Source organism: Streptomyces sp. NBC_00523 (genome assembly GCF_036346615.1).
GTDB lineage: Bacteria > Actinomycetota > Actinomycetes > Streptomycetales > Streptomycetaceae > Streptomyces.
This window is the reverse complement of sequence record NZ_CP107836.1, coordinates 1,857,748-1,871,142: the sequence shown is the minus strand read 5'-3', so window position 1 is coordinate 1,871,142 and position 13,395 is coordinate 1,857,748. Positions and strand designations below refer to the sequence as shown.

Genomic DNA, 13,395 nt, shown 5'->3' with positions numbered 1-13,395 from the left:
GTACGACGCTACTCGTCCCATCCACGCCTCTCGCTGAGGCCAGTGTACGGGCCCCGGGGCACGCCGTCCGACCGGTTTACGGAGGGGCCGGGGGTGACCCGAATGGCCATACGGGGCGTCCGCGGCCGGAGCGCGGCCCGGCGCGGGACGGAAAGCCGGATTACCCGGTGGGGAGCTGGGCACAACGGAGGCAGACACACGGTGATCCGGACACGGGGAGGCGGGATGCGGCGGCGTGCCCCGTTGCCGCGGGGCGTGGGTCGACTTATCGTCCCAGCACGACTGGCGAGCAAGATCACAGTGTGTGAAGGGGCCGCGGCCATGGTGGAGAAGAAGGCGCCCGGCAAGAAGACCTCCGCCAAGAAGGCGGCGGCCCGGAAGACCGCGGCGAAGAAGACCACGCCGAAGAAGACCGGGGCCACCGCGGCCTCGGCGACCACGGGGGCGGCCGAGGCCGCCGATCAGACGGGAGCCCACACGGTGGTAGCCAAGAAGAGCGCGGCCGGTACCCGGACCGCGGGCGAGGACACGGCACCCGTGCCGCCCGCCCGGGGCGCCACGGCGCCGGGAGAGCTGGCCGTACGGCCGGGCGAGGACCCCTGGACCCCGGAGGAGGTCGCCTCCGCGCGGGACGGGCTGACCGGCGAGGCCACCCGGCTCCGCAACGAGCTGGAGGCATCCGGTCTCGCGCTGGCCGGGCTGATGCGGGACTCCGGCGACGGGGCGGGCGACGACGAGGCCGACACCGGCACCAAGAACATCACCCGCGAGCACGAGATGCAGCTCGCCGCCAACGCCCAGGAGATGCTGGACCAGACCGAGCGCGCCCTGGCCCGCCTGGAGGCCGGCACGTACGGGCTCTGCGAGGTCTGCGGCAAGCCGATCGGCAAGGCGCGGATGCAGGCGTTCCCCCGGGCCACGCTGTGTGTCGAGGACAAGCAGAAGCAGGAGCGACGAGGCTGATTCGCACGGGCGTGCCGTACCCTCGTCCTCAGTCGGGAACTAGGTTGAGGGACTCACGTGGCAGAGGCGGAGCGCATCATCGGTACGCCGGACATCACCGGGGCTGAGGGAAGCGGAGAGACCGGGCCGGAAAGCTCGGCCGCTTCCCCGGACCAGGGCGCGCCGGAGGCCCCGGACACCGGGGCCACCGCGGCGGACGCGGACGTCGACCGCTCGCCGGCCACCCGGCGGCGCCGGGTCATCCTGCTGTTCTGCGTCGCCGTCGTCGCGTACCTGCTGGACCTCGGCAGCAAGATGCTCGTCGTGGCGAAGCTGGAGCACCAGGAGCCGGTCGAGCTCCTCGGCGACTGGCTCAAGCTGGACGCCCTGCGCAACTCGGGGGCCGCGTTCGGCTTCGGCGAGGCGTTCACGATCATCTTCACGATCATCGCGGCGACCGTCATCGTGGTGATCGCGCGGCTGGCCCGCAAGCTGTACAGCCTGCCGTGGGCCATCGCGCTCGGCCTGCTGCTCGGCGGCGCCCTGGGGAACCTCACCGACCGCATCTTCCGCGCGCCGGGCGTCTTCGAGGGCGCGGTGGTGGACTTCATCGCCCCCGCCCACTTCGCCGTCTTCAACCTGGCCGACTCCGCGATCGTCTGCGGCGGCATCCTGATCGTGTTCCTCTCCTTCCGGGGCCTGGACCCCGACGGCACCGTGCACAAGGACTAGGCCTTTCCCAGGGCCTTTCGGACCGCGGGACGAGGACCGGCGGGGGCAAGGCATACTCGACTGGTGAGTACGCAACCCGAGGTCCGCACCCTGCCCGTCCCCGATGGTCTGGAGGGCGAGCGCGTCGACGCCGCCATCTCCCGGATGTTCGGCTTCTCCCGCACCAAGGCCGCCGACCTGGCCGCCGCAGGAAAGGTGCAGGTGGACGGCTCGGTGGTCGGGAAGTCCGAGCGGGTGCACGGCGGTGCCTGGCTCGAAGTGGAGATGCCGCAGGCGCCCGCGCCCGTACAGATCGTCGCCGAGCCCGTCGAGGGCATGGAGATCGTCCACGACGACGACGACATCGTGGTGATCGTCAAGCCGGTCGGCGTCGCCGCCCACCCCAGCCCCGGCTGGACCGGCACCACCGTCATCGGCGGCCTCGCCGCAGCCGGGTACCGGATCTCGACCTCCGGCGCCGCCGAGCGCCAGGGCATCGTGCACCGCCTCGACGTCGGCACCTCCGGGCTGATGGTCGTCGCCAAGTCCGAGCGCGCCTACACCCTGCTGAAGGCGCAGTTCCGCGACCGGGTCGTGGAGAAGAAGTACAACGCGCTGGTCCAGGGCCACCCGGACCCGATGAGCGGCACCATCGACGCCCCCATCGGCCGCCACCCGAACCACGACTACAAGTGGGCGGTCGTCGCGGACGGCAAGGCCTCGGTGACCCACTACGACCTCATCGAGGCGTACCGGGCCGCCAGCCTCCTCGACATCAAGCTGGAGACCGGGCGCACCCACCAGATCCGGGTGCACATGGCCGCCCACCGCCACCCCTGCGTCGGCGACCTCACCTACGGCGCCGACCCCACCATGGCCAAGCGCCTCGGCCTGACCCGGCAGTGGCTGCACGCGGTGAAGCTGGGCTTCGAGCACCCCGCCGACGGGAGCTGGGTCGAGTTCACCAGCACTTACCCCGACGACCTCCAGCAGGCGCTGGACCGCATCGCGGAGGAGAGCCAGTGACGGCCGGGCCCCTCGCGTACACCACCAGGCCCGTCGCCGACGAGCAGGACCGCGCCGCGTGCTTCCAGGTCCGCAAGGAGGTCTTCGTCGGTGAGCAGAACGTGCCGGAGGAGATCGAGTACGACGCCCACGACGCGGACGCGTTGCACGTCATAGCCGTCGCCGCCGACGGGACCGCGCTCGGGACCGGGCGGCTGCTGCACGGCCCCGCCGCCGCCCCGCACACCGGCGGGGACCCGGCCGTCGGCTCGCTCGGCCGGCTCGCGGTGAGCAAGGAGGCCCGGGGCCTCGGCGTCGGCGCCGCGCTCGTGCGGGCCATCGAGGACGCGGCCCGGAGCCAGGGCCTCACCGCGGTCGACCTGCACGCCCAGACGCACGCCCTGCGCTTCTACGAGCGCCTCGGCTACGAGCCGTACGGCCCCGAGTTCATGGACGCGGGCATCCCGCACCGGGCCATGCGCCGGACGATCTGACGCCCCGCCGCACCCCCTGACCTCGGCGGGCGGGGGGCGCATGGCAGGGTGAGGGGCATCGGCCGGGCGTGGGACCGGGCCCCGGCCGGAGCGCTTCGGAAGGCACCCCGTGGACCAGATGTCACTGCTGCTCCTGCTCCTGCTCGGTGCCGTGGTCACGGTCCCGCTGGGGGACCGGCTGAAGCTGCCGGCGCCGGTGCTGATGACGCTCTTCGGCGTCGTGCTGGCCTTCCTCAGCTTCGTGCCGAACGTGGACATCCCGCCGGAGATCATCCTCCCCGCGCTGCTGCCGCCGCTGCTCTACGCCTCGGTGCAGCGCACGTCCTGGCGGCAGTTCGCCGCGAACAAGCGGCCCATCTTCCTGCTGGCCGTCGCCCTGGTCTTCCTCACGACCGCCGCCGTCGCTGCGGTGGCCCACTCGATCGTGCCCGGCCTGCCGCTCGCCGCCGCCGTCGCCCTCGGCGCGCTCGTCGCCCCGCCCGACCCGGTCGCCGCCACCGCCGTCGCCGGGTCCGTCGGGCTGCCCCGGCGGCTCATCTCCATCCTGGAGGGCGAGGGGCTGTTCAACGACGTCACCGCGATCGTGCTGTACCACGTGGCCATCGCGGCGGCCGTCAGCGGGACCTTCTCGTGGCCCGAGGCGTTCGGGCTGCTCGTGCTGTCCGCGGTGGTCGCCGTGGCAGTGGGCGTCGCGCTCGGCTGGCTCACCATCAAGCTGATGGGGCTGCTCGGCGACGCCACCCTCCAGGTCGGCCTGACCCTGCTGGTGCCGTTCGTCAGCTACGTGCTCGCCGAGGAGCTGATGGGCTCCGGGGTGCTCGCCGTCCTGATGACCGCGATCTTCCTCGCCGAGCACACCGCGGACGCCGACGACGTCCTCGGCCGGCTCACCGGACGCACCTTCTGGGAGATCGTGGACACCCTGGTCACCGGGATCGCCTTCGGGCTCATCGGCCTCGAACTGCACAACGTGTTCGGCACCGCGAACGGCCGCGAGCTGGAGATGGCCGGCTGGGGCCTCGCGGTCGTCGCGGTCGTCGTCGGCGTACGGCTCCTCTATCTGCTCCCGGCCACCTGGCTCGCCAAGCGGCTGCACACCCGGCGGGACGTCAGCGAGGAGATCCCCACCAGCTGGCGGGAGACCGTGATCATGTGGTGGGCCGGGATGCGCGGGGTGGCCTCCGTCGCGCTGGCCCTCGCGATCCCGCTGGAGACGGACGACGGCAAGCCGTTCCCCGGCCGCGACGAGATCGTCTTCATCGCGTTCTCCGTGATCATGGTGACCCTGGTCTTCCAGGGGCTGACGCTGCCCTGGCTGGTGCGGAAGCTCGGGGTGCGCGCGGACACGGACGCCGAGGCGGCCCTGGAGAAGGACCTCGCGATCCGGGCGGCCAAGGCGGCCCGGCAGCGGCTCAGGGAGATCGAGGAGACCGAGGACTTCCCCGAGGAGGTCACGGAGCGGCTGCACCGGCTCGCGTACGACGTGGGGGCGCGGATCAGCCCCGAGATGGTGGACGACGAACGGCGCGACGCCTACGCCAAGCGCGTCGAACGGTTCCAGGCGGTCAGCCGGATCCAGCGCGAGATGATGTCGGCCGCCCGCCACGCCGTGCTCTCCGCGCGCAGCGAACCCGGCTCCGACCCGGAGGTCGTGGACCGGGTCCTGCGGCAGCTGGACGTCCGCAGCCTGCGCTGAGCTCAGCCCCGGCCGGTGCGCGGGGTCCGGTTCCAGCTGCTCGGCTTCTCGTCCTTGCCGTTCCCGTTCACCGACGGCCAGGCGTCGCCGGGCGGGAGCGCCGCGGGGGCCGTCGCGACCCGCGGCAGCGCGTACGGGTGGTGGTCGCGCAGCCAGCCGATCAGCTGCTCCCGGACCGCGCAGCGCGCCGTCCAGATGTCGTCCGCGTCCTTCGCCGTGACCACCGCCCGCACCTGGATCGTCGTCGGGGTGGTGTCCGTGACCGCCAGGGACCAGTTCCGGCCGTCCCAGGCGGCGCACTCGCCGAGGATGTCCCGCAGCTTGTCGCGCATCGCCTCGATCGGCGCCGAGTGGTCGAGGTGGAAGAAGACCGAGCCGGTCATCTGCGCCCCGCCGCGCGACCAGTTCTCGAACGGCTTGCCCGTGAAGTACGAGACCGGCATCGTGATCCGCCGCTCGTCCCACGTCCGCACCGCGAGGAAGGTCAGCGTGATCTCCTCGATCGTGCCCCACTCTCCGTCCACCACCACGGTGTCGCCGATGCGGACCATGTCGCCGAACGCGATCTGAAGGCCCGCGAAGAGGTTGCCCAGCGTGGACTGGGCGGCGACACCGGCGACGATGCCGAGGAGACCGGCCGACGCCAGCATCGAGGTCCCCACCGCCTGCATCTCGGGGAACGTCAGCAGCATCGCCGCGACCGCCAGGGTCGTCGCCACGGCGATGACCACGCGCTGGATCAGCGTCACCTGCGTCCGCACCCGCCGCACCCGCGCGGGGTCCCGGTTGTGGGCCGCCGCGTAGCGCGCGTACACCGAGTCCACGACCGCGATGGCGATCCGCACCACCAGCCAGGCCGACGCGCCGATCAGTACCAGCGTCAGCAGCCGGCCGATGCCCACCCGGTGGTCCTGGACCGGGCCGAGGCCGGTCCTCGCGTACGTACCTCGCAGCAGCGCCGCGCACATGACCAGCTGGAACGGGATGCGGCAGCGCCGCAGCAGGCCCCACAGCGGGGTCTCGTGGTGCCGGGCGTCGGCGCGCCTCAGCAGGAAGTCGAACAGCCAGCCCGCCGCCAGGGTGATCACCACCGAGCCGCCGAGGACGATCAGCGGCCGCAGAACATTCTCCATGCTGTCGCTCTCCATCCCTTCGAACGCAACTGGCACCATGGGCGTCATGAACATCATGCTTTTCCACTCGATGTACGGTCTGCGCCCCGCCGTGCACGCCGCAGCCGACCGGCTGCGCGCCGCGGGGCACGAGGTGCGCGTGCCCGATCTGTTCGACGGGCACACCTTTGATTCGGTGGAGGAAGCGGAGGCGTTCCGGGAGGAAACCGGCAAGGAGGAGCTGCTGAAGCGGGCCGTGCTCGCCGCCGCGCCCTACTCCGACCAGGGCCTCGTCTACGCCGGTTTCTCGCTCGGCGCCTCGGTCGCCCAGACCCTGGCGCTCGGCGACGAGAAGGCGCGCGGGCTGCTGCTCCTGCACGGCACCTCGGACATCGCCGAGAACGCCTCGGTGGACGAGCTGCCGGTACAGCTGCACGTCGCCGACCCCGACCCGTACGAGACGTCGGACTGGCTGAACTCCTGGTACCTGGACATGCAGCGGACCGGGGCGGACGTGGAGGTCTACCGCTACCCGGGCGCCGGGCACCTGTTCACCGACCCGGAGCTGCCGGACTTCGACCGGGAGGCGGCGGAGCTGGCCTGGAAGGTCGCGATCGGGTTCCTCGCCACGCTGTGACGCGCGAAGGGCTCCGCGCGGTGGCCGTGCGGAGCCCTTCGAGGGGGCGGGTCAGCCCTTCAGCGCGGCGGTGAGCGCCGTCGTGTACTCGTCGACGGTCATCGGCGCGTTCTTGCCGTCGTTGCCGGTCACCTTCTTGTCGTCCATGACGAGGGTCGGCGTGCCCTGGAAGTCGTACTTCTTGCCGTCCTCGTCGAACTTCTTGCTCAGCGTCAGGGCCCACTTGTCGAAGGTCCCGTCCTTGACGGCCTTCTGGAACGCGGAGTTCCCCTTCAGCGCGTCCACGGTGTCGGCGACCTTGATCAGGTACGAGTCGTCCTTGAACTTGTCGTCCTGCTCCTCGGGGTGGTACTTCGCCGAGTAGAGCGCGCTCTTGTATTCGAGGAACGCCTCGGGGCTCACGTCGAGCGCGGCGCCCAGCGCGCTCAGCGCGTTCCGGGAGCCCTCTCCGGGGATGTTGGTGTCGAGGAAGGTCGCTCCGACGAACTGGACCTTGTACTTGCCGTCGTCCATGTCCTTCTTCATGGTCGCGCCGACGGTCTGTTCGAGCTGGGCGCAGATCGGGCAGCGCGGGTCCTCGTACACCTTGAGGGTCTTCTTCGCGGTGTCCTTGCCGACGACGACGGTGGTGCCGTCCTTGCCGGAGGTGTTCTTGGGCGCGACGAGCTTGGCGTCCTTGGCCGCTTCCCAGTAGGCGGGCTCGTTGAGCTTCTTCACGCCGTAGGCGACGCCGCCCGCGACGGCGAGGACGGCGACGACCGAGACGCCGACGATGACCTGCCGGCGGGCCTTGTCCTTCTTCGCCTGGCGCTCGCGCTCCGCGCGCAGCCGCTCGCGGGCGGCGGACTTGTTGGCCTGGCTGTTGCGCTTGCTCATGGTGGTGTTCTCCGTGGATGTGGGTCGTACGGTCCGGGGCTCGCGTTGCTCAGAGGGCACAGGCCCCGAGCGGCGGACCCCTCCGTCCCACGGAGTGCACGCGGAGGCGGGCGCGGCCCGGCAGCAGCGGCCCGGAGGCGGCGGCGCGGACCCGGGCACGCGGCGGGCGGCCCGCCGCGCGCACCACGGCCACCGCGGTCAGCAGCGGCCGGAACGCCAGCAGCGCGCCCGCCCGGAGCAGCCCGGCGAGCGCCAGCTCCCCGCGGTGCAGCCAGGCGGCGGCGAGCAGCCCGACCGTGACATGGGCGGCCAGCAGCAGCCAGGGGACCAGCGGGCCGGGGGAGGCGAGCAGTGCGGCGGCGCCCTGGCCGCCCGCGGTCACCGAGGCGAGCGGGGTGCCCACGTCGCCGAGCTGGGCCGTGCCGGGGCCGAGGTCGCCGCCGCACAGGACGTCGACGCCCACCGAGCGCAGGGGGCCCGCTATCGGGCCGCCCGCCGCCCCGTAGCAGAGGTGCTGCCCGGTGGTGAAGAAGGTGTCGGCGGCCAGCTCCAGGGGGACCAGGAGTCCGGCGATGGCCCCGAAGCCGCGCTGGCGGCCGGCCAGGGCGTAGGCCGCCGCGAAGACGGCCCCGGCCAGCACGGCGACGGGGACCAGGGGCAGCGCGACCTGGGAGAGCAGGACGTGGGACGCGGCGGAGAGCGTCACTACGAGCGCTGTGAAAAGCGCCGCGCGTGCCGCTCTGAGCTGCGTCCCGGATATGTCCATCGCCCAGGAGTGTCGCATGCGAACCTGTAAGCGACCCCTAAAGGTTCCGTTTCGCCGGCTACAGCCCCGGGATGCGCCCGTTGCGGAAGAGGTCCACGAAGATCTGGTGGTCCGCGCGGGCCCGGGCGCCGTAACTGTGGGCGAAGTCCACGAGGAGGTCCCCGAAGCCCTCCTCGTCGGCCGCGACGGCGGCGTCGATCGCCCGCTCCGTGGAAAACGGCACCAGCGAGTGGCCGCTCTCGTCGTCCGCCGCCGAGTGCATCGTGGCCGTGGCCCGGCCGAGGTCGGCGACGAGCGCCGCGATCTCGTCGGGCTCGTCGATGTCGGACCAGTCCAGGTCCACCGCGTACGGCGACACCTCGGCGACGAGCTGGCCGGCGCCGTCGAGCTCGGTCCAGCCGAGCCACGGGTCGGCGTGGGCCTGGAGGGCGCGCTGCGAGATCACCGTGCGGTGGCCCTCGTGCTGGAAGTAGCCGCGGACCGCCGCGTCCGTGATGTGCCGGGAGACGGCCGGGGTCTGCGCCTGCTTGAGGTAGATCACGACATCGTTCTCCAGGGCGTCGCTGTTGCCCTCCAGGAGGATGTTGTACGAGGGCAGGCCCGCCGAACCGATGCCGATGCCGCGCCGGCCCACGACGTCCTTGACCCGGTACGAGTCGGGCCGGGTCAGGCTCGACTCCGGCAGCGTCTCCAGATAGCCGTCGAACGCCGCGAGCACCTTGTACCGCGTGGCCGCGTCCAGGTCGATCGCGCCGCCGCCCTCGGCGAACCGGCGCTCGAAGTCGCGGATCTCGGTCATCGAGTCCAGCAGCGAGAAACGGGTCAGCGAGCGGGCGGTGCGCAGCGCGCCGAGCAGCGGCCCCTCGGCGGTGTCCAGGGTGAAGGGGGGCACCTCCTCATCCTTGGCGCCCGTGGCCAGGGCGCGGATGCGCTCGCGGTAGGCCGCCGCGTAGACCCGTACCAGCTCGGTGATCTGCTCGTCGCCCAGCGCCTTCGCGTACCCCAGCAGGGCGACGGAGGCGGCGAAGCGCTTGAGGTCCCAGGTGAAGGGGCCCACGTACGCCTCGTCGAAGTCGTTCACGTTGAAGACGAGGCGGCCGTTGGCGTCCATGTAGGTGCCGAAGTTCTCCGCGTGCAGGTCGCCGTGGATCCAGACCCGGCCGGTGCGCTCGTCCAGATACGGGCCGCCGTGCCGCTCGCGCTCCAGGTCGCTGTAGAACAGGCAGGCCGTGCCCCGGTAGAACGCGAAGGCGGAGCCCGCCATCTTGCGGAACTTGACCCGGAACGCGGCCGGATCGGCCGCCAGGAGCTCCCTGAAGGCGGCGTCGAAGACCTCGAGAATCTGCTCCCCGCGCCGCTCCGCGCCGGTCTGCGTGTCCGACATCTGTGACTGCCTCCTGGTGCCTGACCTGGCTGATGACGTGCATGACAAAAGGGACGGGTGGTCCCGCCCTTCCAACGCGCGACCGTATCGCGGAGTGCCCGTCGCCGCGCTCCTCGGAGACGTAGACTTCCACGCTGTCCCCCCAGACATCCCGAGACGTCACCCGTCCCGTCATCCACATTTCCCCGGAGGCACAGCGCCGTGACCAAGCCGCCCTTCACGCACCTTCACGTCCACACCCAGTACTCGCTGCTGGACGGTGCCGCGCGGCTCAAGGACATGTTCAACGCGTGCAACGAGATGGGCATGTCCCATATCGCGATGACCGACCACGGCAACCTGCACGGGGCGTACGACTTCTTCCACTCGGCGCAGAAGGCGGGTGTGACGCCGATCATCGGGATCGAGGCGTACGTCGCGCCCGAGTCGCGCAAGCACAAGCGGAAGATCCAGTGGGGGCAGCCGCACCAGAAGCGCGACGACGTCTCCGGTTCGGGTGGTTACACCCACAAGACGATCTGGGCGGCCAACAGCACCGGTCTGCACAACCTCTTCAAGCTGTCGTCCGACGCCTACGCCGAGGGCTGGCTCCAGAAGTGGCCGCGTATGGACAAGGAGACCATCGCCCAGTGGTCCGAGGGCCTGATCGCGTCCACCGGCTGCCCCTCCGGCGAGGTCCAGACGCGGCTGCGGCTCGGCCAGTTCGACGAGGCGGTCAAGGCGGCCTCCGACTACAAGGACATCTTCGGCGAGGGGCGCTACTTCCTGGAGCTGATGGACCACGGCATCGAGATCGAGCGCCGGGTCCGCGACGGGCTGCTGGAGATCGGCAAGAAGCTCGGCATTCCGCCGCTCGTGACGAACGACTCGCACTACACGTACGCCTCCGAGGCGACCGCGCACGACGCCCTGCTCTGCATCCAGACCGGCAAGAACCTCTCCGACCCGGACCGCTTCCGCTTCGACGGCACCGGCTACTACCTGAAGACCACGGACGAGATGTACGGGGTCGACTCCTCCGACGCCTGGCAGGAGGGATGCGCGAACACCCTCCTGGTCGCCGAGCAGATCGACACCACCGGGATGTTCGAGAAGCGCGACCTGATGCCGAAGTTCGAGATCCCCGAGGGCTACACGGAGATCACCTGGTTCCAGGAGGAGGTCCGGGTCGGGATGAACCGCCGTTTCCCGAACGGCGTCCCCGAGGACCGGCAGCGGCAGGTCGAGTACGAGATGGACATCATCATCCAGATGGGGTTCCCGGGGTACTTCCTGGTCGTCGCCGACTTCATCATGTGGGCCAAGAACAACGGCATCGCGGTCGGCCCCGGCCGAGGCTCCGCGGCCGGCTCGATCGTCTCGTACGCGATGGGCATCACCGACCTCGACCCGATCGAGCACGGGCTGATCTTCGAGCGGTTCCTCAACCCCGAGCGCGTCTCCATGCCCGACGTCGACATCGACTTCGACGAGCGCAGGCGCGTCGAGGTCATCCGGTACGTGACCGAGAAGTACGGCGCCGACAAGGTCGCCATGATCGGCACCTACGGCAAGATCAAGGCCAAGAACGCGATCAAGGACTCCGCCCGCGTCCTCGGCTACCCGTACGCCATGGGCGACCGCCTCACCAAGGCCATGCCCGCCGACGTCCTCGGCAAGGGCATCGACCTCAACGGCATCACCGACCCCAGCCACCCGCGCTACAGCGAGGCCGGCGAGATCCGGGGGATGTACGAGAACGAGCCGGACGTCAAGAAGGTCATCGACACCGCCAAGGGCGTCGAGGGCCTGGTCCGGCAGATGGGCGTGCACGCCGCCGGCGTCATCATGTCCAGCGAGCCGATCGTGGACCACGCCCCGGTCTGGGTGCGGCACACCGACGGCGTCACCATCACGCAGTGGGACTACCCGCAGTGCGAGTCGCTCGGCCTCCTCAAGATGGACTTCCTGGGGCTGCGCAACCTGACGATCATGGACGACGCCATCAAGATGGTGAAGTCCAACAAGGGCATCGACCTGGAGATGCTCGCCCTCCCGCTGGACGACCCCAAGACGTACGAGCTGCTGTGCCGCGGTGACACGCTCGGCGTGTTCCAGTTCGACGGCGGGCCGATGCGCTCGCTGCTGCGCCAGATGCAGCCCGACAACTTCGAGGACATTTCCGCCGTCTCGGCCCTCTACCGGCCGGGCCCGATGGGCATGAACTCGCACACGAACTACGCCGAGCGCAAGAACGGCCGCCAGGAGATCACCCCGATCCACCCTGAGCTGGAGGAGCCGCTCAAGGAGGTCCTGGGCCTCACCTACGGCCTGATCGTGTACCAGGAGCAGGTGCAGAAGGCCGCGCAGATCGTCGCCGGCTACTCGCTCGGCGAGGCCGACATCCTGCGCCGCGTGATGGGCAAGAAGAAGCCCGAGGAGCTGGCGAAGAACTTCGTCCTCTTCGAGGCCGGCGCCAAGAAGAAGGGCTTCTCGGACGCGGCGATCAAGGCGCTCTGGGACGTCCTGGTCCCGTTCGCCGGGTACGCGTTCAACAAGGCGCACTCCTCCGCGTACGGGCTCGTCACCTACTGGACCGCGTACCTCAAGGCGAACTACCCCGCCGAGTACATGGCGGCCCTGCTGACCTCGGTCAAGGACGACAAGGACAAGTCCGCGGTCTACCTGAACGAGTGCCGGCGCATGGGCATCAAGGTGCTCCCGCCGAACGTCAACGAGTCGGAGTCCAACTTCGCCGCCCAGGGCGACGACGTGATCCTCTTCGGGCTCACGGCCGTCCGCAACGTCGGCCAGAACGTCGTGGACTCGATCATCCGGTGCCGCAAGACGAAGGGGAAGTACAGCACCTTCCCCGACTTCCTGGACAAGGTCGAGGCGGTCGTCTGCAACAAGCGGACCGTGGAATCGCTCATCAAGGCGGGCGCCTTCGACGAGATGGGCCACACCCGCAAGGGCCTCGTCGCCCACCACGAGCCCATGATCGACAACGTGGTGCAGGTCAAGCGCAAGGAGGCCGAGGGGCAGTTCGACCTCTTCGGCGGCGGCGAGGAGGACAGCGACGAGCCGGGCTTCGGGCTCGACGTGGAGTTCTCCGACGTCGAGTGGGAGAAGTCCTATCTGCTGGCCCAGGAGCGCGAGATGCTCGGGCTCTACGTCTCCGACCACCCGCTCTTCGGTCTGGAGCACGTGCTGTCGGACAAGTCGGACGCGTCGATCTCGCAGCTCACCGGCGGTGAGCACGCCGACGGCGCGATCGTCACGGTGGGCGGCATCATCTCCGGCCTCCAGCGCAAGATGACCAAGCAGGGCAACGCCTGGGCCATCGCCACCGTGGAGGACCTGGCCGGCTCCATCGAGTGCATGTTCTTCCCCGCCACCTACCAGCTGGTCTCCACGCAGCTGGTCGAGGACACCGTCGTCTTCGTCAAGGGGCGCCTCGACAAGCGCGAGGACGTGCCGCGCCTGGTCGCCATGGAGATGCAGGTCCCCGACATCTCCAACGCCGGGACCAACGCGCCCGTCGTCCTGACCATCCCGACGGTCCGGGTCACCCCGCCCATGGTCAGCCGGCTCGGTGAGGTGCTGAACAGCCACCGGGGCGACACCGAGGTACGCATCCGGCTCCAGGGTCCCCGCAAGACCACGGTGCTCCGGCTCGACCGGCACCGGGTGAAGCCGGACCCGGCGCTCTTCGGCGACCTGAAGGTGCTGCTCGGTCCGTCCTGCCTGGCGGGCTGATCGCCGGTACGCGTACGAGAGGGGCGGCTCCGCT

General features: G+C 70.5%; 11 protein-coding genes. 7 read left to right on the top strand and 4 right to left on the bottom strand.

Annotated elements, in window-relative coordinates:
• The first annotated feature begins 321 nt into the window (after positions 1-321).
• From OHS17_RS08445 to OHS17_RS08425, 5 genes are all read left to right on the top strand, one after another.
• Positions 322-963 carry a TraR/DksA family transcriptional regulator gene (locus tag OHS17_RS08445; protein ID WP_018104463.1) on the top strand — a complete coding sequence of 214 codons (642 nt, stop codon included), beginning with the start codon at positions 322-324 and terminating at the stop codon, positions 961-963.
• A gap of 57 nt (positions 964-1,020) precedes the next feature.
• A complete protein-coding gene (lspA, locus tag OHS17_RS08440; RefSeq protein ID WP_330311663.1) occupies positions 1,021-1,674 on the top strand; it encodes a signal peptidase II in 654 nt (217 codons plus the stop codon).
• Positions 1,675-1,737: 63 nt separating this feature from the next.
• A complete protein-coding gene (locus tag OHS17_RS08435) occupies positions 1,738-2,679 on the top strand; it encodes an RluA family pseudouridine synthase (RefSeq protein WP_161207763.1) in 942 nt (313 codons plus the stop codon).
• Positions 2,676-3,152, top strand: coding sequence for a GNAT family N-acetyltransferase (locus tag OHS17_RS08430; protein WP_330311662.1), 477 nt, complete (start codon positions 2,676-2,678; stop codon positions 3,150-3,152). The genes OHS17_RS08435 and OHS17_RS08430 overlap by 4 nt, the downstream gene beginning before the upstream one ends.
• Before the next feature lie 109 nt (positions 3,153-3,261).
• Complete coding sequence (locus tag OHS17_RS08425; RefSeq protein WP_330311661.1) at positions 3,262-4,848, top strand: Na+/H+ antiporter; 1,587 nt, start codon at positions 3,262-3,264, stop codon at positions 4,846-4,848.
• A gap of 2 nt (positions 4,849-4,850) precedes the next feature.
• Here OHS17_RS08425 and OHS17_RS08420 read toward each other — a convergent pair whose 3' ends face one another.
• A complete protein-coding gene (locus tag OHS17_RS08420; RefSeq protein ID WP_330311660.1) occupies positions 4,851-5,981 on the bottom strand; it encodes a mechanosensitive ion channel family protein in 1,131 nt (376 codons plus the stop codon).
• A gap of 37 nt (positions 5,982-6,018) precedes the next feature.
• Here OHS17_RS08420 and OHS17_RS08415 point away from each other — a divergent pair, with 37 nt between their 5' ends.
• Positions 6,019-6,597: a dienelactone hydrolase family protein gene (locus OHS17_RS08415; RefSeq protein WP_330311659.1), complete on the top strand. Its 579-nt coding sequence runs from the start codon at positions 6,019-6,021 to the stop codon at positions 6,595-6,597.
• A 51-nt stretch (positions 6,598-6,648) separates the two neighbouring features.
• Here the strand turns inward: OHS17_RS08415 and OHS17_RS08410 are convergent, their stop codons facing one another.
• The 3 genes from OHS17_RS08410 to OHS17_RS08400 are packed head-to-tail and all read right to left on the bottom strand — an operon-like array spanning position 6,649 to position 9,623.
• Positions 6,649-7,473 carry a thioredoxin domain-containing protein gene (locus tag OHS17_RS08410; RefSeq protein WP_330311658.1) on the bottom strand — a complete coding sequence of 275 codons (825 nt, stop codon included), beginning with the start codon at positions 7,471-7,473 and terminating at the stop codon, positions 6,649-6,651.
• Positions 7,474-7,522: 49 nt separating this feature from the next.
• Positions 7,523-8,239, bottom strand: a complete 717-nt coding sequence (locus tag OHS17_RS08405) for a hypothetical protein (RefSeq protein WP_330311657.1) — start codon at positions 8,237-8,239, stop codon at positions 7,523-7,525.
• A 58-nt stretch (positions 8,240-8,297) separates the two neighbouring features.
• Positions 8,298-9,623, bottom strand: coding sequence for a DUF2252 domain-containing protein (locus tag OHS17_RS08400; protein WP_330311656.1), 1,326 nt, complete (start codon positions 9,621-9,623; stop codon positions 8,298-8,300).
• A 201-nt stretch (positions 9,624-9,824) separates the two neighbouring features.
• On the opposite strand from OHS17_RS08400, the gene dnaE reads away from it, so the two are divergent.
• The gene (gene dnaE, locus OHS17_RS08395; protein ID WP_330311655.1) at positions 9,825-13,361 is read left to right on the top strand and encodes a DNA polymerase III subunit alpha; all 3,537 of its coding nucleotides are present in this window, start codon (positions 9,825-9,827) and stop codon (positions 13,359-13,361) included.
• Positions 13,362-13,395 lie beyond the last annotated feature (34 nt).

Bases quoted from the DNA above. Each gene is read 5' to 3' on its own strand.
- OHS17_RS08400 (WP_330311656.1), bottom strand. From the start codon at position 9,623: ATGTCGGACACGCAGACCGGCGCGGAGCGGCGCGGGGAGCAGATTCTC.
- OHS17_RS08415 (WP_330311659.1), top strand. From the start codon at position 6,019: ATGGGCGTCATGAACATCATGCTTTTCCACTCGATGTACGGTCTGCGC.
- OHS17_RS08445 (WP_018104463.1), top strand. From the start codon at position 322: ATGGTGGAGAAGAAGGCGCCCGGCAAGAAGACCTCCGCCAAGAAGGCG.
- OHS17_RS08420 (WP_330311660.1), bottom strand. From the start codon at position 5,981: ATGGAGAATGTTCTGCGGCCGCTGATCGTCCTCGGCGGCTCGGTGGTG.
- OHS17_RS08410 (WP_330311658.1), bottom strand. From the start codon at position 7,473: ATGAGCAAGCGCAACAGCCAGGCCAACAAGTCCGCCGCCCGCGAGCGG.
- OHS17_RS08405 (WP_330311657.1), bottom strand. From the start codon at position 8,239: ATGGACATATCCGGGACGCAGCTCAGAGCGGCACGCGCGGCGCTTTTC.